Origin of the sequence: Paenibacillus sp. cl130, from assembly GCF_900116035.1 — a bacterium.
Taxonomy (GTDB): Bacteria; Bacillota; Bacilli; order Paenibacillales; family Paenibacillaceae; genus Paenibacillus; species Paenibacillus polymyxa_B.
The window spans coordinates 82,078-104,827 of record NZ_FOYG01000004.1 but is presented as its reverse complement, the minus strand read 5'-3'; the positions used below and the strand labels follow the sequence as shown (position 1 = coordinate 104,827).

Sequence of the window (22,750 nt, the reverse complement as noted above, 5' to 3'; positions counted from 1 at the left end):
GTGACGTTACGTCATTTGCTATACTGACTGAGAACGACATGCTAGAGCAATCAATTGGATGTGAGCAATGGATGGACAAAGAGAACTATCTGACGACAGGACAGCTTGCCAAACGTACAGGGATAACGGTCAGGACATTGCGATATTACGACCAAATTGGACTTCTGAGTCCAGGAGGTCATCGCACTGGATCCATAAGACTGTACAACATGAAAGATATGGAAAGACTACAGCGAATTCAGATGTTGAAGTATCTAGGGTTATCGCTTCAAACAATAATGGATATTTTAGATGCAGAGTCGCCATCCAACGGAGAGATCAGACACTCGTTGCAAGCACAACTCGATGTTTTACAAAAGAAAATTGCTCATACAGAGCACGTAGTACATGCAATACGAGATGCTATGGAAATGTCGGCTTATGGCTCCGATTGGAACCATTTGGCGGATGTTATTCAAACCGTGCAGAGTGAGCAAAATTGGGGGGAGCAATATCGGACGGCGAACCGTCTGCAAACGCGGATACATCTTTACGACAAGTACAGTACGAATCCCCAAGGCTGGCATCGTTGGATCTTTGAACAACTGGAGGTCCAACCGGGAGCCCACATTCTCGAGTTGGGCTGCGGCGACGGGACCTTTTGGATAAGAAACGCCGAACGAATTCCAAGCAGCTGGCGTATCACGCTTACCGATATGTCAAGCGGGATGGTGGAAGAAGCACGTTGTCGCTTGGGAAGCAACAATCCGCAGTTTAAGTTTTTATCTGTTGACGCGCAACAGATCCCATTCCATGAAGAGCAATTCGATATGGTTATCGCTAACAACATGCTGTACCACGTGCCAGACATCCCTAGAGCAATCCGCGAGATGCACCGTATCTTAAAGCAAGGAGGTATAGTATGCACCTCTACAATGAGCACTCAACACCTACAAGAGGTCGAACACTTGGCGGTTTCGTTCGATCCTGAGCTTCATGTGTTGGATCATGCTATTAAACGGTTCCACCTGGATAACGGAGGGGACTTGCTGTCTTCTTGCTTTTCCGATCTTCGGTTGCTTCGATACGAGGACTGTTTGTTGGTCGACGAAGCGGAACCCCTGATCGAATATATAATCTCGACTCCGATGAACGCAAGAGAGCGACTTGTCGGAGCGGCTATTGACAAGTTTCGAGACCACGTCAATCGGCTTCTGCAGCAGAACGGAACTCTCGAAATGACTAAAGAGAACGGAATCTTTCTAGGGAGGAAATGAGATGAAGTCACAACAGTATCACCCAAGAGTACGGATTGTAAAAGAGGAGCTTCTATCGGATAACTGGTACATCTTAAATAAGGTCACATTCGAGTTTGAAAAAAATAATGGACAATGGGAGACACAATCCCGTGAAGTGTACGATCGCGGCAACGGCGCAACGATCCTGCTCTATAATCAGCACAAACAAACCGTTGTACTGACCAGACAGTTCCGGATGCCTACTTATCGGAACGGCAATGAAACTGGGATGCTTATCGAAACCTGTGCAGGACTACTCGATAAAGAAACACCGGAAGAAGGTATTCTTCGGGAGACGGAGGAGGAGACGGGATACCGTATCGACCGTGTGCAGAAAGTTGGCGAGGCCTATATGTCACCGGGCTCCGTAACCGAAATCCTGCACTTCTATGTAGCCGAGTATAGTGAAGATATGACAACGGGTGACGGTGGTGGCCTTGAGGAGGAGCAGGAAAACATTGAAGTAATGGAACTTCCGTTTGCTCAAGTGCTAAACATGGTCGAAAGCGGCGAGATTCGTGACGCCAAGACAATAATGCTGCTCCAATACGCTCAGATCAAGGGTCTCTTAAAAGTGAAATCGAAACCCCTTCATATCCTTATCGCAGGCCCGTATCGATCTGGAACGAATGATGATCATATATTAATTGAGAAGAACGTCAACTACATGAATGAAATTGCTCTTCAAGTTTACGAGGCTGGTCATATGCCGGTGCTGGGGGAGTGGTATGCTTTGCCCCTTATCGCGACAGCTGGTTCCACTGCTTTGGGAGACGAGACTTTTAACAGAATCTTTCATCCGTCTTCCATTCGCCTGCTTGATTGCTGTAACGCCGTGCTTCGGGTTGGAGGACCCTCTCAGGGTGCCGATGAAATGGTAAGGGTGGCGAAAGAGAAAGGATTGTTGATTTACGAACGGCTCGACGAACTTCCGTTGGTGTGATATATCCTCTTTGACCAGACCAAAGACAACTTGCCTCTGGGCATCCTCCACGGATCACCCGAAGAAACTCTCAATCAACTGAGACACTAAGGGAATTACGCAAATGTGTAACATCACTCATCGGCGGACGTCCAAACATGCGTCCATATTCCCGGCTGAACTGTGATGGGCTCTCATAGCCAACGCGAAAGCCTGCAGTGGCGGCTTCCAATCCCTCCGAGAGCAGTAAGCGGCGTGCAGTCTGCAATCGAATGGCCTTCTGATACTGGAGAGGACTTATAGCTGTTACTTTTTTAAAATGCTTGTGTAAGGAAGAGGCGCTCATGTTTACTTCCTTCGCCAATTCTTCGATCACAAGAGGCTTAGAGTAATCGCGGGTTATCAGATGGATCGCTTTGGAGATGCTATGTGCATAGCTACCAACTACGGCAAATTGCCTGATTAAAGCCCCCTGCTCACCTTGTAATACACGATAAAGGATCTCGTGCGTGATAAGCGGCGCAAGAAACTGAATATCCGCAGGCGTATCCGAAAGTCTGACAAGCCGAAGTAGCGCATCAAGCAGCAGAGGGTCAAATTGGCTCACCAGTATGCCGCGTCCAGTCTTTACGGTACATTGAGGAGGACTCTTCTTGATAATGTCCAGGATGACGTCTGGACTAATGGATAATTGAAGACTTAGATAAGGGAGCTCCGACGAGGCCTGAGTTATTTTACCAGTTACGGGAAGCTGAACTGATGTGACCATGTAAGTTGTTGGATCGTACACATAGTTTTCTCCAGCCAGCATTGCTGTCTTTGAGCCTTGTGCAACCACGTACAGGGAGGGCATATGGACCGTATGATTCAGCTCGGACACATCGCTTGCACGTCTGAAATAAAGTCCTGGCACAGACGAGACAAACGTACCATCCGAAGACGCATGTTGATGAATTAAATGAATCAGTTCTTGTAGATTCGTAGAAATATCAGAGGGGGGAGGAGACGAAATCATTCATGCTTCACCGTCCTTTCCGTTGAACGCTAATATTGATGTGCTAATTATATGCACGCCGAATAGGATTAGGCAAGAATTGGACTTGATCGGTCTACCTGTCTCAATCGAATTCTACTTAAAATTTACTTGCAAGGCCAACAAAGGGCCTAAGGCAAATAGATTAGAGGAAGAGGGATTGGGCTATGCATTTGGAAGGAAGAATAGAGAACAAAGTCGTCGTGATTACAGGTGCAAGCAGCGGAATTGGAGAAGCAACAGCACTGTTGCTTGCCGAGCGTGGGGCAAAAGTCGTGCTTGGAGCGCGCGGAGCGGATCGCCTTGAAGCGCTGGCGACACGCATTTCAAATGGAGGTGGCGAAGCTGTTTATGCACGCACTGACGTGAGACGGCGCGAGGATCTGTGCAACCTCGTTAATTTGGCTTGCGAACGGTACGGGAAGCTGGATGTTCTCGTCAGCAACGCTGGCGTTATGCCCATTTCCCCTCTCGAAGATCTGTGTGTCGAGGACTGGGAGGACATGATTGACGTCAACATTAAAGGCGTTTTGTACGGTATAGCCGCAGCGTTGCCTATCTTTCATAAGCAGGGTTCCGGACACTTCGTGAACATCGCTTCTGTAGCAGGACATAAGACTGTGCCGAACCAGTCGGTCTACTCCGGTACGAAGTTCGCTGTGCGCGCCATCTCAGAAGGGTTGCGCCAGGAGGCTGGTGACAAGCTGCGCGTGACCATCATTTCGCCTGGTATTGTGCAGACGAATTTCACGGAGGGTATGACCAATCCCGCATTGAGAGATCAACTCGCTGCCATCCGGGATAAACTAGCCATGACACCGGACGCGGTAGCCCGCGCAATTGGATTCGCAATTGAACAACCGGATGATATTGATGTGAACGAAATCGTGATCCGCCCAACCGCACAAATGTAACATAAGTGCTTTACCCTGGAAGCTGATCATCCATGTAATTAAATCCGCCCGTTGGACCACCCTCCGGCAGGGTCGCCAGTCGGACCGCCATTTTCGCTACATCCTCCACCGACAGCTCTGTCTTTTCTCCGCCCATCCGTTTTAACCAAGCCGGGGTAGCAATCCGCTGCACCAGTTTATTGGACAACTGGAACTGAATAGAGCCTATAGCGCTCTACATAATTACTGTGATCACTGTAGCAGACACCGAAAATGCAGAAGGATTGCAAAATTTTGTATTGTTAAGCAAGCATTTTAGCGGTGGGAATTCCTTCCCACCGCTTGGTGTTGTTATTTATTCAACTTTAAAATATATCGTAAGATTACTGCACATTTTATTAAAGAGTAGTGGGATGATCCAGTTACCAGCCATGCAAAAATTAACGATGAAGCGGTTCTTTTTCGCCCAGTCCCAGCACCTCCGTTGTGGAATCGTAAATTTCTTGGTAAAGCTCTGGGTTTTCCGCTAGTGACACCCCATAAGAAGGAATCATCTCTTTTATTTTTGGTTCCCACTCTTCCATATGTTGTGGGAAGCATTTTTCCAATACTTCCAGCATAACGTGAACAGCAGTAGAAGCACCCGGAGAAGCGCCGAGCAGTGCAGCTACCGAACCATCAGCGGCACTAACCACCTCCGTACCAAATTGAAGTGTTCCTTTACCGCCCTCCGTATCTTTGATCACCTGCACACGTTGACCCGCTACCACAATCCCCCAGTCCTCGATTTTGGCGTTCGGAATAAACTCGCGTAATTCTTCCAGACGCTTTTCATTCGATAACATTACTTGCTGGATCAGATATTTGGTCAATGCCATCTCTTTTGCGCCTGCGGCCAACATCGTGATGAGATTATTGGGTTTTACAGAACCGATCAAATCCAAATTTGAGCCCGTTTTCAAGAACTTCGGTGAGAAGCCAGCAAACGGCCCAAATAGCAGTGCTTTTTGGTTACCGATGTATCTTGTATCCAGATGCGGAACAGACATGGGAGGAGCACCAACCTTAGCTTTACCGTATACTTTTGCATGATGCTGGGCGACAATCTTAGGATTGTTACATACCATAAATAGTCCACTTACCGGGAATCCCCCGATATATTTGGACTCAGGAATACCAGTTCGTTGTAGCAAAGGTAGACTTCCACCCCCACCACCGATAAAGACAAATTTGGCATTATGGTATTCGATTTTACCGTTGTCCAGATTATGGACTTTGACTTTCCACGAGCCGTCGCTCGCACGTTTAATATCCTTAACACTATGTTTGTAATTGATCTCGACGTTTTTACTTTTTAAATGCTCAAACAACATGCGTGTTAAAGCACCAAAGTTGACATCTGTTCCAGAGTCGATTTTGGTTGCCGCGATTGGTTCATTCAATGTACGGCCTTCCATAATCAACGGAATCCATTCCTTCAGCTTTTCAGGGTCGTCGGAAAATTCCATGCCTTGAAACAGAGAAATAGTTGAAAGCGCTTTAAACCTTTTTTTCAAAAAAGATACATTTTTCTCTCCTGTTACCAAACTCATATGAGGTATTGGTTTGATAAAGTCCTGTGGATTACGAATCAAATTGCTGTTTACAAGAAAAGACCAAAACTGTCTTGAAAGCTGAAACTGCTCATTAATGTCTACAGCTTTACGAATATCTATAGATCCATCAGCTTTCTCGGATGTATAGTTCAGTTCGCACAGTGCAGCATGGCCTGTACCTGCATTATTCCATTCGTTAGAGCTTTCTTCTCCCGCGTTTGCGAGTTTCTCAAACACTTGAATTTCCCACTCCGGTGCTAACTCTTTCAGCAATGATCCCAGAGTCGCGCTCATGACTCCGGCACCAATTAAGATAATGTCTGTTTTTTTCTGAATGCTATTCATAAAAACCTTCCTTATCTCTTATATTTGCAAAAAAGAGCAGGCCCTCCTGCTTAGATGATACAAGAAGCAAGGCTCCACTCAGGAACATATCTTTTCTGTCTCTATTATAACTAAAATATAATCTTTTAAAAATTATATTGTCTATTATCTGATAATTATAAATCATTTCTGCTAAAAAGTGAGAATTTTCTTTGCAGAAATAATAAGAATTGATCACGCTGTATTATTTGAGCTTCACTTACTAGCAGTAATAACAGACACCAAAAAAGCGTTTAGAAGCAAATGATGTAGAGTACAGATTTCCAATGATCGAATCAACAGTCCATGTATATGAATAATTCGGTAAAATATGTCTTTACGGGATAGGCCTTTCTAATTGCACTAACGTTTTCTGGAATGAGCTTCACGGTTTATAAATACTTCATCATAATATTCAAAACGGTCTGTTGTTGATTCTCCCAAGCATAATCGGAGTTATCCATAATAAATGATTGAAAAGGGAGTTGCTCAATGATTTGCAATTCTAGCTCACGTCGGTGTTCAAGGAACTGAATATATCCTTCATACCCGTAAAGTCCCTTGTTCTTTCCATAATCTTGCCCCGTATGGTACCAAATCGCGAAATCTAACCATTCTTGAGATCTCATTGTTTTAACTCGCTCAATCGTCTCACGCACATTCGGTTGCTTCAAATAGAACAAAATTGGATTTAACTCCTGAATTTGCTCCGCAATCTGTAATACATGCTGAATAAAACGGTCTTCTCCAGCATCATGCCGGGCGAGTAATGCACACCCTGGGTTCTGTAAAAACAGCATTCGAGTATCATCAACTTTTCTTTTTCTCGCTGATCTTTAACAAAAGACTTCCAACGTTGAATCATCAACTCGCAATACTTTTCTACGGGTACTCCATCGTAGATTTCATAACGCCGGATTTCCTCATACAAACTAGAGGGAATTTCATTTTGGGCTGATTGCTGCGCAAGCGCATAGGCGATTAAAGCGTCGTTGCCATTCAAAGATATAAACGGATCAATGTAATGAAACGCCTCGGAATAGATTGATCGAAGCTGATCAAGTTCTTCGTTTGGCATACATGCAACCGATTCATAATCAGCGGGATGTCGTAAGTCCCCTTCTAAAAATAGTTCGGATTCTATTTGATGTGTGTTTAACATGTCATGTATGTACCTAGATAATGTGGATTTGCCAGAGCCAGGTATACCTTCAACGATAACCAATTTCGTTTTCGTAGCTGGTAAATTGGACATAGTATCACATCCTTATGAATTAAATGATTACCTTAAGGAGAAACCAATTATCCCGTTATAATGCCAGATAGCTTAGGAACCTTCCCATATCTATACATTCTTAGAAAACTAATAAAAAGCACTGGGTCCTGAGGACTGACCCAATGCTTTTAGTAGATGACTATCTTCTAGTTACTTAATAATCACGTATTCCAGGTTAACCAGTTTTGCATAAGTAACAATTTGGTCTGTGGTTAGATTCAAGGAAACCACGGTATGGTGACCGCCGCCGTTCTCAATCCATGCTTTAACCCCATCTTGGAAGTTTGGCTTCACGTTCCACAGTACACGGGCCACTGGAAGATTTGGAGCAGGAACTGTCGGTTCAAATGCAGTAACCTCATTGATCAGCAGTTTATAATGCGTGCCAAAGTCAGCCATGGAAACAACTACACCGTCTCCTGCCTTGCCGTCAAACACCAGACGGGCTGGATCTTCACGATCGCCGATACCTAACGGTGAAACGATGATTTTAGGCTTGTTGCTTGCCAACGTTGGGTCAACTTCAAGCATATGGGATTGAAGGATCGATTCCTGACCAGCCGCCAATTCATAGGTGTAGTCTTCCATAAAGCCAGTGGATTGGTTATGGCTCATTACTTTAAGCAGGCGATCGAGCGCTGCCGTCTTCCAGTCCCCTTCACCGGCGAAGCCGTATCCTTGTGCCATCAAACGTTGAACGGCAAGACCAGGAAGCTGTTTCATACCATAGAGGTCTTCGAAGTTCGTAGTGAAGGCAGTATAGCCGCCATTATCCAGGAACCGTTTAAGGGCAATTTCATAGCTTGCTTGCACTCTTACGCTGGCTTCCCAAGCTTCCTTGCTGTAAGTACCATAATCAAATTCATAGAGTTCGGAGTATTCTGCAAACAAAGCATCAATCTCTTCTTCTTTCACAGCATTGACGTACTGAACAAGGTCGCCAATTCCGAAGTAGTCAACGGTCCATCCAAATTGAATTTGGGCTTCGACCTTATCGCCTTCCGTAACGCCAACGTTACGCATGTTGTCGCCAAAGCGGGCAACTTTGATATTGAAGCTTTCGTTATAAGCAACCGCTACATCCATCCACTCTGCGATTTGCTTCTGCACTTCCGCACGTTCCCAGTACCCTACGACCACTTTATTCTGTTTCTTCAGACGGGCATTGATGAATCCATATTCACGGTCACCATGAGCTGCCTGATTGAGGTTCATGAAGTCCATGTCAATCGTAGCCCAAGGAATACTTTCATTGAACTGTGTAGCAAGATGAAGCAGCGGCTTTTGCAGCAATTTAGTACCACGAATCCACATTTTTGCAGGTGAGAAGGTATGCATCCACGTGATGACACCGGCAACCTCGTCGCGATAGTTGACTTCTTTCATAAGGCTAGTAATTTTGTCTGCACTAACCGCCAGATCCTGCAATACAAGCGGATAAGGCAGAACGCCACTCTTATTTAAGGCATCGGTCATTTCTTGTGCGTGTGCTTTGACTTCTGCTAATGCTTCTTCTCCATACAGATGTTGTGAACCTACGACAAACCAGAACTGTTTTGTACCTACTGTTGACATCATTCATCCTCTTTTCATAATTTTTTAGTTTATATTACTTTTGCCCGTAGTACGCGTCTTTCCCATGTTTGCGTAAATAGTGTTTATCTAGAATGCGTTGCGGCAATTCTTCAGCAAAATGATTCAATTCTCGTGCGAATAAATTCATTTTCGAAACTTCTTCCAACACGACGCTATTCATGACTGCCGATTTTGCATCTTTCCCCCAAGTGAAGGGAGCATGACCCTTAAGCAGAACACCCGGCACTGCTAAAATATCCAGCCCGCGCTGCTCAAAAGTTTCGATGATGACACGGCCGGTTTCCGCTTCGTAACCACGATCAATCTCCTCTTGTGTCAAGAAACGGGCGCAAGGAACAGAACCATAGAAGGTGTCTGCATGAGTAGTCCCCATTACAGGTACATCCAGGCCTGCTTGAGCCCAAATGGTCGCCCAAGTTGAATGCGTGTGTACAATACCGCCGATCTCTGCATAATGCTTATAAAGCACGGCGTGAGTCGGTGTATCTGATGAAGGTCTCATTTCTCCTTCAACAACATTGCCATCAAAATCAACAACCACCATATCGCTAGGTTTCATCGTGTCATAACTAACACCACTAGGTTTGATAACGAATAAGCCGCTCTCACGATCAACAGCGCTTACGTTACCCCAGGTGTATTTCACGAGTCCATGTTTAGGCAAATCCAGATTGGCTTGATATACTTCTTCTTTCAGTTGCTCTAACACATCAATCCCTCCAGTTTTCCACTAGATTATCTACAGCAGCCTGTTCAATCGCTAGACCTTGTGTATAGCGTTCCATGAATGCTTCGAATCCCTTAACGTCGGAACTGTCAGGAGAAATTTCTTGCCCCTCAGCATCTCTAAATACTTTTTGGTCGAGGAAGTCTTCCAGACTTTCTTGTTGAGCCTTGTTCATCATGTAAGAAGCCAGAATAGCAATACCCCACGCCCCGCCTTCTCCAGCTGTTGACATCACTGATACCGGGACATTCATGGCAGCCGCAATGATTTTTTGTCCGACGATAGGGGTTTTAAATAAACCACCGTGAGCCAGTATGCTATCAATTGCGACATTTTCTTTCTTTGTCAAAATATCCATTCCGATTTTCAAAGCAGCAAACGCAGTGAAAAGATGAGTCCGCATGAAATTGGGCAAATTGAAACGGCTCTCAGGGGAGCGGACAAACAATGGCCGGCCTTTCTCTATTCCGGTGATATTCTCTCCTGACAAATATCCGTAGCTAAGTAAGCCGCCGCCATCTGGATCTGCTTCCAAAGCCTTGTTCAGCAACACACTGAATAATTGGTTTGGATCGGCCTTTTGCCCCATTGCCTCATAGAACTCACGGAACAATCCCAGCCAAGCATTGAGATCACTTGAACAGTTGTTGGCATGAACCATTCCGACCGGATTACCATTCGGTGTAGTCACCAGATCAATTTCCGGATATACCGCTGAAAGATCCTTCTCTAATACAAGCATGGCAAAAACCGAGGTTCCCACAGAGACGTTGCCAGTCCGTTTCCTCACACTATTCGTAGCGACCATCCCTGTTCCCGCATCACCTTCTGGAGGACAAAGCGGAATACCTGGTTGTAAATCTTCGGATTTATCTAAGATTTTGGCTCCCGCGGCGGTTAGTACACCTGCCTGCTCGCCTGAAATATAAACTTTAGGGAGAATTCCTTCTAACTTCCAATCGTAACCTTTGGCTGCAATGAGTTCATCGAACTGCTTAACCATCGATTCGTTATAATCATGTGTAGTCTCATCAATTGGGAATATGCCCGAAGCATCTCCGATGCCAATGGACTTATTGCCAGTCAGCAGCCAGTGAATATATCCAGCTAACGTCGTCATAAAATCAATCTGAGGGACATGTTGCTCTTCGTTCAATATAGCTTGATACAGGTGAGCAATACTCCATCGCTCAGGGATGTTGAATTGGAATTTATCGGTTAACACTTTTGCCGCAACACCGGTTGTCGCATTCCGCCAAGTCCGGAACGGAACAAGCAACTCACCTTTGCTGTCAAAAGCCATATATCCGTGCATCATTGCAGAGAATCCTATAGAACCAACGGTACGAAGAGTGATTCCATATTTTCGCTCAACTTCTTGCTTCATTTCACTATAAGCCTCTTGTAGACCCGTAATAATACTCTCTAAGTTGTACGTCCAATATCCGTCTACCAAGAGATTTTCCCACTCATAGCTTCCAGATGCGATTGTTTCAAAATGATGATCAATCAGCACTGCCTTGATACGTGTGGATCCAAATTCGATACCAAGTGAGGTTTCTCCCTTAGTAATCGCTTGTTTAATGTCTTGATCCATGCTCACGTGACTCCTCTCTCTGAACAACTGTTATAATCGCAATAATTGAAAGAAGGCGCTTTCTTTAATTTACAACCTTAGTATATTTTTTGTTCGTACATTTGTCAACACGAATACGTAGTTATACCTACAAATATTCTTACGAATTGAATGTTTCTCTATTTTTCCTTTAGTATTACTGCATGTTGGGCAATGGATTATAATAAGTTCATAATTATGCTAAAATATGTACATACAAATATTATGGGTGGGTAAATTGGTATTAGTACAACCAGGAAAGAAGGAATAAAGTGAAACCAAAGTATCAGGTCATCCTTGAGGATATAAAAAGCAACATTCTATCAGGAGCATACAGCGTAGGAGAACAAATTCCAACGGAATCGGCTTTGCAGGATATGTATAAAGTTAGTCGCCAGACGGTACGAAAGGCTATTTTAGAACTATCCAACGAGGGTTTTTTAAGAAGTGAAAAAGGATCGGGCACTTACGTCAGCAACCAATTCCGATCAAAAACCGGCGGGAATTCCAGTAATAAAACCATCGGAGTCATCACGACCTATATTTCTGATTACATCTTCCCTTCTATTATTCGCGGGATTGAAGCTAGATTGAATGAAGATAATTATTCATTGCTATTAGCTAGTACAAATAATGATGTCGCACAGGAAAAGAAAGCTTTGGAGATGATGTTGTCCTTTGGTGTGGATGGCTTGATCATTGAGCCTACGAAGAGCAATCTATATAATCCCAATATCTCTTACTATTTGACGTTCAAGGAGCAGGATGTTCCGTTCATCATGATTAATGCTTATTATGAAGAGTTGGAAGTTCCCTTCTTTTGTCTCGATGACGTACAATCCAGCTATCTGGCAACAAAAGAATTGATTGCTAACGGACACACACACATTGGTATCATTGCCAAAATGGATGATTTACAAGGAAAGCATCGAATGAAGGGCTATATCAAAGCGCTTGGAGAAGCCAAATTACGGTTTCACCCAGAGCAAGTGCTCTCATTCTATACAGAGACGAAGCAGGACCTGTCCGCCAACTTAAAAAAATTCCTTACCGAACAAAGAGACGGGTTAACCGCAATTGTCTGCTATAACGACGAGGTAGGATTAGAAGTTGTACATGTATGCAGACAACTTGGGATATCTGTTCCCGAAGACATATCCATTATTGGTCAAGATAATTCCTATATTTCCAAAAATGCAAACATCAAGCTAACCACATTAACACACCCACAGGAACAAATGGGACGTGATGCCGCCGATTGGGTTATTAAGAAACTGCAAGGGAAGAAGGATCTACGCAACCACACCTATTATCAGCCCGTGTTGATTGAAGGGGAGACGGTAAAGAAGAAACTGAAGTAGATGGTGCTCACATTACCTCCAATTATGAACCGCCAGTTTGCCATTAACATTAGGGTATGCTGGCTTGAATTTATGGCGGGAACGTAAGTTTTAATAAATTTCATACAATTGGAGGTAAACATGAATCTAAAAAGGATAAAATATTTTATAGATCTCGTTGAATGTAGAAACTTCACAGAAACAGCAAAAAAGAATTTTGTATCGCAAACTACGATTAGCCAACAAATTGCCTCACTTGAGAATGAGTTCAACATTCAGTTAATTGATAGAAAACAAATTCCGATTGAGCCCACCAAAGCGGGATGGCTGTTTTATGCAGAGGCCGTCGTGCTCTGGAAGCAATATAATCATATGAAAACAAGCATGGAAAATTTTCAAAAATATAATACCCAACTATTGAGTATCGAATATGCTGCAATCACAGATATCCAAAGCTTGTTAAAATTTATCCCTTCATTTAAAGAAAATCATCCAAAGATTAAACTTGAATTAAATAAAGTATTGCTAAAGGATATCGCTGAGTATCTGCAAAAAGGAATACATGACGTGGCCGTTGCCTTTGACTCAGAGTTTAAAGGGAAAGAAGAAATCCTAACCCATACATTATATAGCGGACGATACTGCGCGGCCGTAAGTAAACAACATCCCCTCTTCAGTTTTGAGTCCATCTCAAAGGAAGAACTATATAAGTATCCGCTTGTCATGCTGAATCCAATGGTTATTGGAGACTCCTATTATTTAATGATTCAGCATGCCATGGAAGATGGTTACCAGCCCAACATCCTTAGAACCGCAGACGATGTCGAAACAAAGCTGTTTTATATCATCACAGAGAATTTAATTGGCTTTTTCCCAGATAACTATGATCTTGCTGACCTGAAAGAAGAGGTCCGACTCATTCCCATACAGGGTTCACACCATACTTTTAAAATCGAAATAGGCTACTTAAAAAATAATTCTAATCCAGCATTATACTCATTCCTGCAACAAATACAAAATTCGTTTTAGCAATAGCCCATAAGTTTTTTGTATTATACTTTGTTATTTTTTTCACATAATATATAAGTATAGTTCATTTCAGCAAGGAGTGACGACAAACATGGGTAAGTTATTATTAACGGGTGTGGATGGCAATCTGGGCAGACAAGCGGCTGAATTTTTATTGAAATTAGTAGAAAAAGACCAAATTATTTTTTGTGCATATGATCCGGCATCTTTACAAGGGTATGCAGAACAAGGTATTGAAACGCATGTGACCAATTTCAATACAATAGACGGTCTTGCAGAAGCTTTTGCTAATGCAGATAAGCTTGCTTTAATCTCCATGCCTTTTGTGGGGGTAAAACGCCAAAATGCACACAAAAACGTGGTCGATGCGGCGAAAGAAGCTGGAGTAAAACAAATCATCTATACTTCATTGGTTAACGCGGCGGATGAATCCAATCCAAGTGTTGAAAAACTGGACCATGTCTATACAGAAGATTATATCAAAAGTGTCGGGTTAGATTATATTTTCCTGCGTAATTCGCAATATGCGGAAGCTATGGTTACCAATTACTTCACCTATGTGAAGTCTGACGGCGTGTTGAAAAACAACCAGGGTGACGGCAAGATGGCCTATATCTCACGGAAAGATTGTGCAAAAGCTGTCGCTTATGCATTAGCAGCAAGCAATTATCATGAGGCGATATTAAATATAAATGGTCCCGAATTAATAACAATGTCCGACTTTATCGAGATTGGAAATAAAGTAACGGGTCATCATATTACCTACAAGCAGATCACGGATGAAGAAAACTACGCCATATTTGATGCCATGGGTGTTCCCAGAACAACGGATGGCAAATTTGCAGAGGACTCCGAAGCCCCCTTCTCTTCTGAAGGTATGGTTACCTTTGGACAAGCTATTCGCTTAGGAAAAATGGATATATTTACGGACGACTTTAAGAAGCTGACGGGCCAAGATCCCGTAACAGTGAAATATATGTTTGTACATGCGAATGAGTACCAAGTGGGTGAACGACACTCCAAAGATAATTAATCCAAGTCATAATCATGTTACGGAGAGATCGGAAGCTGATTTACATCCGATTTCTCCAATTGCGCTTTTGCCTACTTTAGTATTCTCCTTTAATTACAAAAAACGAACCCCGAATTGTTCCAGCTATTTTTGACTTCTGCCTAGCAAACTTAAACTTCCCTTCTAGCTCCTTTGGTACCTCCATCCCCTCAGAAAGCTTAAACCCAACGGCCCGCTTCTTAGTGTCATCAACCGTATACATGACGTTGACCTCAAGACCATCCTCATAAAAGACATAAGCAAATTTAATATTTTCCACTTGAAAACGTGACGTTTCTAAAGGTTTGGCCGCAAACTCAATATCACGCTCTTTCAGAATTCGGTTCACATAATCTAGGGTCTCCTGACTTTCACTAGCTGACACAACCGTAAATTCATGCTTGTATTTGTTCATAAAGTAACGGGCTTCATTAGCACGCAAACCAGCAAGCGCTTCTACTACAGGTGAAGACTCTAAACCAACCGTAGACACATTATTAAAATCAACGATATAGGGCATTTCCATCTCTCCTTCTATCTCATTATTCCCCAAAAAACTTGCCGCTATTTATGTTACGGTTCTGGCGCTCGCAACTTACTGGTATACATAAATCGTCACCGATCCAAAGGAATATTCTCTCCAACTTCCTTCTGTCTGAGGGAACATGGGCGTTGGGAAGCATGTCAACTTGAACTCAGTTAGGGTATAATCGGCAGCAACAAATAAGAATCAAATTCATCCCCTGTATATAGAGTAATGTCTGCATCCCATACCCTGTCATCCCCCGTCTGAGTCAGCAGTGCGCAGCCACTTTGATTCTGACTTCCAATTTCCAGGAGCAATCGGTTCCCTTTAGCTACAACAATTGCACTATCCCATATCTCAATATCCAAGCAATAGACTTCTCCTGGAACCAGCTTTTGAACCTCATCGAAGGTGTAATAAGGCTTATACTCCGTGGATAATTCATCATCAGTTTTACGTAAGGAAGCGCGCAACCACCCCTGGCTAATTGGAAATTTCTCTGTTAGTGCTCCTGAGTTAACGACCTCATTGCCTAGTGAGTCAATATTTCGCAAAGATACGAAAATGTCCATATCATCTGTAGTTGACGATGCCCACAAACGGAGTTTGATAGGCCCGAGAATTTCTGTTTCGTTATCAAACGGATCGGTTTCAAACAGAACACGCTTTGAATTGTTTTCCTCTCTCGAGAATTCTTTCACCATAAAAGGCTTCGCCCAGTGCTTTGACTCGCACTCCTTATCGCCTTCATAGCAAAGCTGGGCCTTGGCTTGCGGAGGCTCTTGCGAAAGCAAATTCGAGCTTGCATCAAGGTAAAAGCGGGTCCATTGGGTGCGCTTAAGCGGATACTCGTTCTCGTAGCGCCATGTGTAGTTATTGCCTCCGCGAGGGATGGCAAGCTTTACTTTCGGTTCTCTCATTATGCCAGTATCGATTCCTTTAAGCCAATAATCCAGAAATTTTTTCTGCAGTTCCCGACCCTGAGCGGTGTAAAATGCACCCACATGGCTCCCGATATGTACTTCAAGCCACTTGTGCTCTGATACCGCATTCTGAAAACCCAGAAAATTTCCACGGGTATGCATTCCGGCGCTAAACCAGTTGCTTGCGGATAATAAAGGAACCTCTACTTTACTCAAATCAGAAAATCGATTCGTCCACGATTGATCACGTAATGGATTGTTTTTTACCATCTCCGGGAAATCAGTGCGATTGGCTTGCAATTGTTCTTCCGAGAATTTTCCATCGGGATTGTATTGATGCGCCAAAACTCCGTTCTTCCACCAGAATGAAAGAAAACCGTTCGCCTGGATTCCGCCCGGATAACAGAATTCTGCATAATAATCTACTGTACCTTCCCAAGGTATGATACAAGCTAAATGAGGAGGCTGTTCGGATGCCACGGCCCATTGACTCATAGCCAAATAGGAGATGCCCAGCAGTCCTATCTTTCCATTACTCCATGGTTGCGTTCCAGCCCATTCGATTGCATCATAATAATCCTTCTTCAAAGAATTTGATAATATATCCAGCCTTCCTGGAGAATTACCGATACCACGTTCATCTACTCGCAAGACAGTATAGCCTTGCGGCACCCAAAATTCAGGATTTGGTGTTTCCCAACTAATTAAGGGCCCTTTATCCTGCGAGTGTGTATATTCTATTACGATTGTTGGATTAGCAGGAGCAAATTGAGAGAAATGAAGATCCTTTCCATACGGACACATCGTCATAATTACTGGAAAACTCCCATCCACATTAGGCTGATAAAGATTTGCGGCGAGATAATTCCCGTCTCTCATAGGAATCTGTACTTCTTTCCAAGTAAGTTCATAAAAGTGATTACTTCTTTCGTTAATGTCGATAGGTAATGGATTCATAGCTTGCCTCCATTTGATAGTTTTTCTTCAAACCAGTCAATCAATAAGCAGCGTGCTTCTGTATCCTGTTCAATCGCATTGTGAACTTTAGGTCTCTTTCTGATTTCTTGCAAGGGGTTCACTCCCTTCAATAATTATTCAGAAAAGTTTTAGTACACGTGTACTAAAATCAGTATATTCCTGCAAATACAGCAACTCAACTCTGGTCTTTATTGGGAATGGCACTCTTGGCTGAGGATTTTCGCAAATTATCTCTCGAATTCTTCCGTATTCTTAATCAAGCTACTTATTTCGGCTTGAAGGAACAATTTATGATATAATGCTTTTGATTTCAAGTGCATAGCACAAACGCTCTAAAGGAGATAGAAATGGATATTAATTTAAGGGATAAGATCCTTGAGACTGCAATTGAATTATTTAATAAAAAAGGATATGCATATGTAACATTGAGGGATATTTCCGATGCGTTAAATATAAGTCCTGGTAATTTGACATACTATTTCAAAAAAAAACATGATCTTATGATTGGTGTTATGGCAATGCAGTATGAAGAATACCAAAACTTAAATTTCTCAGCGGAGGTTTCTATCGAAGGGCTGAATCAGCAGTTTTTAATTCTTAATGCATTCCGTAAAAAATATTTCTTTTATTTCTCCAGTTTTACAGAATTGCCTAAGTTGTATCCGGAGATAGCTAAAATGCAAATTAAGGTTGTTAATGATTTCTATACGCTTTTTACCAACATATTTAAGGGGTTTGTTAATAAAGGAATTATGAAAGAAGAATTATATGCTGGGCAATATGAAGATTTGTCTATTTCTTTACTATCGATAAATATGTATGGTACACAGGAAATAATTCTTCTCCAAAAATTTCTTCCAAATCCAAAAAACATCTTGTCCATCCTATGGAGCCTTATACTGCCTCATCTAACCAAAGAAGGAATGGCCATGTATTGTCGGATAACGCAGGTTGATAAAACTATCCCCCCCAAGCTATGCTACAAGCCAGATCAATCGGATGGAAGCTTGGAAGGCTCAACATGAGGCCGCCAAGGCATCTACTTGTAGTGGCAAGTTTTTGAATAAGGACCATCCCGATAAAAGGATGGCCTTTAGGACCGCTAATCTACTATTTTAATTGCCTCGATATAAAGTTCGATTCTCACTTCATTCCCGACAACAATCCCGCCTTTTTCCAGATGCGAGTTGAATGTCAAGCCAAATTCATTGCGTTCGATACTGGCTGTTGAATGAAATCCTACACGTTCCCGGCCACGAGGGTCTTTATTTAGTCCTTCAAAAACGGTATGAAAAGTGATGGGTTTTGTTACTCCATGCAAAGTTAGATTGCCCGTAAGCTCATATTGCCTTTCGCCAGCAAGGACGCAGCTGGTGCTTTGAAACGTAATGGTTGGATACTTGGCTGCATGAAGGAAGTCGTCGCTCTTCAGGTGTTCATCTCGTTGCGATTGGCGAGTTGTGATACTATTTGCGTCTATGGAAGCTTGAATACCCATGGTTGTTAAATCATTGGGGTCAAAATTCAAGCTCGCTTGGAAATGCTCGAATACTCCTTTGATTCTATTAATCATTAAATGCGTTACCGAAAACTCAACGGAGCTGTGGTCCGCATCCACTTCCCAATTGATATTGCTCATAAATAAATTCCACCTCTATGATAAGATTTGAGAAAGGTCGCCCTATCTCCAAAACACTGCGCTATTCGCATGCTCCTAATATACAAAAACGCTACTGACAACGGGATGTCAGTAGCGTTTTAGCATTTTTTCGGCTTCCTCGTAAATCCGATTTCGGACTGTACAAGAAGCATGGGGCTGTCTCATAAGGGGCGGCCTTTTATTTCGTTGTATTTTAGAATCCCGACTATAACGAGAGCTGATTTCTGCCTAAAAGTTTATTTTCGAGAATCAAGAATAAACATAGATGCATCTTGTCCCATGAATATTTTACTTCCATTATAAAAAGTTTTGGATTGAATATCTCTATACCCTATTTTAGTCATAATGTCAGCCAGCTCTTCTTGATTAAATCCGTTATGAACTAAATCTGAAACTACTTTTTCATTTTTATTAAAGTCTACAATTAGTAAATGTCCTCCTTCATTTAGAACATCCAATAATCTGGATAAAACGAATTCAACATCATGAATATGGAGCAGAACCTGAGCCATAAAAATATAGTCAGCATGAAGATCCGATAGACCTTCCTTTTCAAAATCAAAGCATATTGTATCTGCATTATGAATATGAAGATCAGTAATTTTTTGTTTTATTTGATTAATCATGTTTTGTGAAGTATCCAGAAAAAGCATAGAATTAAAATCGTTTAACAAGTTCATTCCGACAAGACCCGTTCCACACCCAAAATCAATAGCATTCTTACTATTAGCGTCAACTACATATTCACGAATGGCATCAGATGATGCCTTTGCAATTTGAATTCTTTCCGAAGTGTCATATATATTCGCTATCATTTCAAACTTATCCGTATTTCCCATAATTACCTCCCCAATCCGCCTTAATAAAATCCTGAATACAACAATATAGAATGATATTCTATCAAGCATTAGCATTTAGTCCACATTCTTATTCATGCTTATGGAAAACAAAACCTCTGTATGAATGGAGGAGACAACCTTGGGGTGGTTCATGTACACCTTCTTCACGATTCGTCTTTGTCGAAATAATCATCTGGCAAATGCAGTTCTCGCAAACAACCGATAAATTTTTCTCTGAAATTCGGATTGCTTTTATATTGCGGCCATACCGCCTTATAGTAAGGCAGCAACTTCTCATGTGGGATAATGCCCCAGTATAAAATTAAGTTATTCAGAACCTGCGGGCCGCCCCCCATCAACATCTGTTCAATAATCTGCCAGCTTCCCAGCTTGTTTTCGCAACTGCGCGCGGCATAGATGGCAGTGGTTTGCATTTTCGGGTCAGCGTGACACAAGAAAGGCGCAAAGTTCTGGAGAGTAATCGCACCGTAATCCTCCAAGATATACCCTGCATAACGCAACGTTTCCGGGTCGTGAATCCTGTCAAGCCTTTGCAAGATCACTGGAATAAACTCTGTTAAATTCACAGTTTTACTGGAAGCATGCAGAATCTGTAAAGCTTGCAGAAAATCCTCATGTTTATCCGATTGCAACAGCTCCAGAAGATATTTCCTACCCGTGTCAAAAGAAGTTTTGCAGATGAGCCAAATGGCTGTGGTCCGATTTTTTGGGCTTTGCTCCGCAATATTTTTCAAAAAAGCAAGGGTTGGCTGAGAGACTTTCTTAAACTTGAACATTCCATCAAGCGCTTTGGCTTGGATTTCTTCGTTTGGAGCGCTCTGATAAATCTGGATCAGCGCATTCTCATCACCCGGCATTCGACTACCAAACCACCCGATATCATAATCCAGAATAATTTCATCCAGCCAGCGCTCGTACCAGTCCAGAAAGCTGTCTTCATAGACAAAGAAAAAAGGATGATCGGGATGAAAATCGGAGGTGTACACAATTCTCCCCCTGTATTTCCCTTCAAGTACAAGATACATGTCGTATTCGCAGCCTTGGGTGCCTATGCACAACATGCCGCCCAGCACCTTATTACAGGCTTCGTCGTATTCCTCATCGGGAATGTCCTCATCCTTGGTCAGGGGCTCAATCAGATGGTTCCATTCCTCTTTCGTCATCCCGGGATGCAGAACGGATTTGGCAAGGAGTGCCTGGCGCTCGGTATAGGAAGCTGCCTTTTCAATTGAATAGATTCCATAGTAGGGGCCAGCGCCACCGTTGCCGATTTTCGTTAAAAATTGCGCGTAAGGCTCAGGAAGTGTGACCTGATTGTGGGCTTGCCAGTCCGCCAGCTCTTTTGCTGTAAGCTTCTCTTTAACCCTATATTGATGTGAGGATGCTCCAAACACCGAGAAATCGGCGTCTTTGCGCATGGCTTGACTCAGTTTGTTTTTTATCCGATCTAGTTGCGTTTCTTTCTTCCCAAACCACATATTTGAACCCTCCTGTTGACCATAGCCAGGTTTCCTTTGTTTGCTTATCCAGCAATTTTATTATTTTTTCTATGGGTCGTACCTCTTTAAAATGATATGTATCTTTAATTAATCTTTCATTGTAGCTTCTCTTAAGGTCCCCTGGACCACCTTAGATTACCATACAAAAAATGCATATGAAAGGAATCCATATGGGGCCAACACGAATTTGTTAGGATACGGAAACTTGGCAAATTTAATGACAAAGAACGTGATCATTTTTATTCTTGTTAGAAAGTGATGGTGTGGGCTAGCCCCCTTTGACCACTCAATGGGGGCTTAAAGTTCACAGGGACACGATTATTCGTTATCCGGCGTGGCCGGACTGGCCGGGGGCATCAAGCCTTTAACGGCGCCGAGAAACGGGCGAATGGATTTGATCATACCGTAGCCCATCTTCACGACCGGGACAAACTTCTGGATCATGCCGAACAGCCGCAGGCCGCCGCCGAGCATACCGCCAAGCCCTCCTGCGCCCGCAGTGGAGCCGCCAAGGCCGCCTAACAGCGAGCCCATCATCGGCAGGAATGCCGACACCTTGGCGTCCGGCTTGCGGGAGCGCGAACGGCCAGACGGCTTGCGCGCGCCGCCTTTCCGGTTGCCGAGACGGACGCCCGGAGCATGCGCACCAGCTCTGCGTTTGAGAGATCGGGAGTCTTGCTTCCCGGAAGAAGCGCGTGGGGGGACTCCGGCGCTGGCAAGTACCAACCCGCCGTAATTAACGTCGGTGATGTAGCCGACGTAAATCTCTCCGCTGTGCAGGGTGACACAGACCGGACGGCCCTGAAACTTCTTAGCCCGTGCACGCATCTCTTTCGATTGTGCCATGGAAGTTCACCTCGCTCACTGATTATAATTCAGTTTACGCCAGGGGCGGGCTGCCTGCTTGTGCGAATGGGACATACGCACGCCAAAAACCGCTTGATGATTAGGCATTTTACAACTCTCCCTCAAGAAACGCGAATGCCCTTACTCCGCCGCTTCTGCCAGCCATGCTTGCATAGCCGGAGACTCCACCCGATTCAAACGTAGGGCGATTTCCGTATTGATCTCATCCGGCGGCATAACCTCGACAAGGACACATACAGCCTCTCGCGGTTGATTCAAGGCAAACACGCCTTCATCATCGAGCGTTTTCATCGCCAGCTCCATTGCCTTCAGCCTCGAATCAAACTCACGATTCCTTTCGTCAGCCTCAAGCTCCGCAATAGAAGGACGCTCCATAAACAATTGTTTAACCTCATCGAAGTTTTCATCCCTGAAACAACAATAGGGTGAATCGGCATAGGACCATTTAATGAGTTCCGCAATCGTTGATCCCGGCGTGTCGCTTTCGTCTCCTTGCCTGACCGCTTCCCTCTCCAAGGCCTCCCATGACCAGGCGGAGATGCTTGGCGCATGTCCCTCTCCAGAAGTGAATAGCGTGCAGTAATAGTAACGTTCACCATTTTCAAAAAGAGTGCGAAAGGACGTCCTAGCCACATCAGCAATTTCTGCCGCCAGCGCCTGTATTTCATGCGTCGGTTCCATGACAATCGCCCCTTAGCCCTATAAAATATATATCTTATT

Annotated in this window: 22 protein-coding genes; 7 read left to right on the top strand and 15 right to left on the bottom strand. The window is 43.5% G+C overall.

Going from position 1 to position 22,750, the window contains the following annotated elements; genetic code table 11:
• Window positions 1-71: 71 nt before the first annotated feature.
• Together BM358_RS12805 and nudK are read left to right on the top strand one after the other, a co-directional pair.
• The gene (locus tag BM358_RS12805; protein WP_023991074.1) at window positions 72-1,256 is read left to right on the top strand and encodes a MerR family transcriptional regulator; all 1,185 of its coding nucleotides are present in this window, start codon (window positions 72-74) and stop codon (window positions 1,254-1,256) included.
• A gap of 1 nt (window position 1,257) precedes the next feature.
• Window positions 1,258-2,220 (top strand): GDP-mannose pyrophosphatase NudK, encoded by a 963-nt coding sequence (nudK, locus tag BM358_RS12800; RefSeq protein ID WP_028540944.1) that lies wholly within the window; start codon window positions 1,258-1,260, stop codon window positions 2,218-2,220.
• A 70-nt stretch (window positions 2,221-2,290) separates the two neighbouring features.
• On the opposite strand, the gene BM358_RS12795 is transcribed toward nudK, so the two are convergent.
• Complete coding sequence (locus tag BM358_RS12795; RefSeq protein WP_028540945.1) at window positions 2,291-3,214, bottom strand: AraC family transcriptional regulator; 924 nt, start codon at window positions 3,212-3,214, stop codon at window positions 2,291-2,293.
• A 185-nt stretch (window positions 3,215-3,399) separates the two neighbouring features.
• Here BM358_RS12795 and BM358_RS12790 point away from each other — a divergent pair, with 185 nt between their 5' ends.
• Window positions 3,400-4,146, top strand: a complete 747-nt coding sequence (locus tag BM358_RS12790; protein WP_034095129.1) for an SDR family oxidoreductase — start codon at window positions 3,400-3,402, stop codon at window positions 4,144-4,146.
• A 10-nt stretch (window positions 4,147-4,156) separates the two neighbouring features.
• Here the strand turns inward: BM358_RS12790 and BM358_RS12785 are convergent, their stop codons facing one another.
• The 7 genes from BM358_RS12785 to BM358_RS12760 form a co-directional block, all read right to left on the bottom strand.
• Entirely contained in the window at window positions 4,157-4,333 is a 177-nt protein-coding gene (locus BM358_RS12785) for a Rossmann-fold NAD(P)-binding domain-containing protein (RefSeq protein WP_023991078.1), read from the bottom strand.
• A 232-nt stretch (window positions 4,334-4,565) separates the two neighbouring features.
• Window positions 4,566-6,065 (bottom strand): malate:quinone oxidoreductase, encoded by a 1,500-nt coding sequence (locus tag BM358_RS12780; RefSeq protein WP_028540946.1) that lies wholly within the window; start codon window positions 6,063-6,065, stop codon window positions 4,566-4,568.
• Between the two features lie 410 nt (window positions 6,066-6,475).
• On the bottom strand, window positions 6,476-6,766 hold the full coding sequence (locus BM358_RS26885; RefSeq protein WP_256253360.1) for a P-loop NTPase family protein: 291 nt from the start codon (window positions 6,764-6,766) through the stop codon (window positions 6,476-6,478).
• Window positions 6,767-6,774: 8 nt separating this feature from the next.
• A complete protein-coding gene (locus BM358_RS12775; RefSeq protein WP_256253359.1) occupies window positions 6,775-7,338 on the bottom strand; it encodes a P-loop NTPase family protein in 564 nt (187 codons plus the stop codon).
• 171 nt (window positions 7,339-7,509) lie between these two features.
• Complete coding sequence (araA, locus tag BM358_RS12770; protein WP_023991081.1) at window positions 7,510-8,934, bottom strand: L-arabinose isomerase; 1,425 nt, start codon at window positions 8,932-8,934, stop codon at window positions 7,510-7,512.
• Between the two features lie 34 nt (window positions 8,935-8,968).
• A complete protein-coding gene (locus BM358_RS12765; protein ID WP_023991082.1) occupies window positions 8,969-9,664 on the bottom strand; it encodes an L-ribulose-5-phosphate 4-epimerase in 696 nt (231 codons plus the stop codon).
• Window position 9,665: 1 nt separating this feature from the next.
• Entirely contained in the window at window positions 9,666-11,279 is a 1,614-nt protein-coding gene (locus BM358_RS12760) for a xylulokinase (RefSeq protein WP_028540947.1), read from the bottom strand.
• A gap of 290 nt (window positions 11,280-11,569) precedes the next feature.
• Here BM358_RS12760 and BM358_RS12755 point away from each other — a divergent pair, with 290 nt between their 5' ends.
• The 3 genes from BM358_RS12755 (at window position 11,570) to BM358_RS12745 (ending at window position 14,699) form a co-directional block, all read left to right on the top strand.
• The gene (locus BM358_RS12755) at window positions 11,570-12,658 is read left to right on the top strand and encodes a GntR family transcriptional regulator (protein WP_023991084.1); all 1,089 of its coding nucleotides are present in this window, start codon (window positions 11,570-11,572) and stop codon (window positions 12,656-12,658) included.
• Between the two features lie 120 nt (window positions 12,659-12,778).
• Window positions 12,779-13,666, top strand: a complete 888-nt coding sequence (locus BM358_RS12750) for a LysR family transcriptional regulator (protein WP_028540948.1) — start codon at window positions 12,779-12,781, stop codon at window positions 13,664-13,666.
• A gap of 91 nt (window positions 13,667-13,757) precedes the next feature.
• On the top strand, window positions 13,758-14,699 hold the full coding sequence (locus BM358_RS12745; protein WP_028540949.1) for an NmrA family NAD(P)-binding protein: 942 nt from the start codon (window positions 13,758-13,760) through the stop codon (window positions 14,697-14,699).
• Window positions 14,700-14,775: 76 nt separating this feature from the next.
• Here the strand turns inward: BM358_RS12745 and BM358_RS12740 are convergent, their stop codons facing one another.
• Both BM358_RS12740 and BM358_RS12735 read right to left on the bottom strand, forming a co-directional pair.
• On the bottom strand, window positions 14,776-15,237 hold the full coding sequence (locus tag BM358_RS12740) for a hypothetical protein (RefSeq protein ID WP_028540950.1): 462 nt from the start codon (window positions 15,235-15,237) through the stop codon (window positions 14,776-14,778).
• Window positions 15,238-15,416: 179 nt separating this feature from the next.
• A complete protein-coding gene (locus tag BM358_RS12735) occupies window positions 15,417-17,123 on the bottom strand; it encodes a CocE/NonD family hydrolase (protein ID WP_028540951.1) in 1,707 nt (568 codons plus the stop codon).
• A 368-nt stretch (window positions 17,124-17,491) separates the two neighbouring features.
• On the opposite strand from BM358_RS12735, the gene BM358_RS12730 reads away from it, so the two are divergent.
• Complete coding sequence (locus BM358_RS12730; RefSeq protein ID WP_028540952.1) at window positions 17,492-18,169, top strand: TetR/AcrR family transcriptional regulator; 678 nt, start codon at window positions 17,492-17,494, stop codon at window positions 18,167-18,169.
• Between the two features lie 77 nt (window positions 18,170-18,246).
• Here BM358_RS12730 and BM358_RS12725 read toward each other — a convergent pair whose 3' ends face one another.
• The 5 genes from BM358_RS12725 to BM358_RS12705 all read right to left on the bottom strand — a co-directional run bounded on the left by BM358_RS12725 (window position 18,247) and on the right by BM358_RS12705 (window position 22,711).
• Window positions 18,247-18,783: a YceI family protein gene (locus BM358_RS12725; RefSeq protein ID WP_023991091.1), complete on the bottom strand. Its 537-nt coding sequence runs from the start codon at window positions 18,781-18,783 to the stop codon at window positions 18,247-18,249.
• A 257-nt stretch (window positions 18,784-19,040) separates the two neighbouring features.
• Complete coding sequence (locus tag BM358_RS12720) at window positions 19,041-19,643, bottom strand: class I SAM-dependent methyltransferase (RefSeq protein ID WP_023991092.1); 603 nt, start codon at window positions 19,641-19,643, stop codon at window positions 19,041-19,043.
• A gap of 164 nt (window positions 19,644-19,807) precedes the next feature.
• A complete protein-coding gene (locus BM358_RS12715; protein ID WP_023991093.1) occupies window positions 19,808-21,142 on the bottom strand; it encodes an SMI1/KNR4 family protein in 1,335 nt (444 codons plus the stop codon).
• A 339-nt stretch (window positions 21,143-21,481) separates the two neighbouring features.
• Window positions 21,482-22,009 (bottom strand): hypothetical protein, encoded by a 528-nt coding sequence (locus tag BM358_RS12710; protein ID WP_023991094.1) that lies wholly within the window; start codon window positions 22,007-22,009, stop codon window positions 21,482-21,484.
• Window positions 22,010-22,150: 141 nt separating this feature from the next.
• A complete protein-coding gene (locus BM358_RS12705) occupies window positions 22,151-22,711 on the bottom strand; it encodes a DUF4303 domain-containing protein (RefSeq protein ID WP_028540953.1) in 561 nt (186 codons plus the stop codon).
• Between the last annotated feature and the right edge of the window lie 39 nt (window positions 22,712-22,750).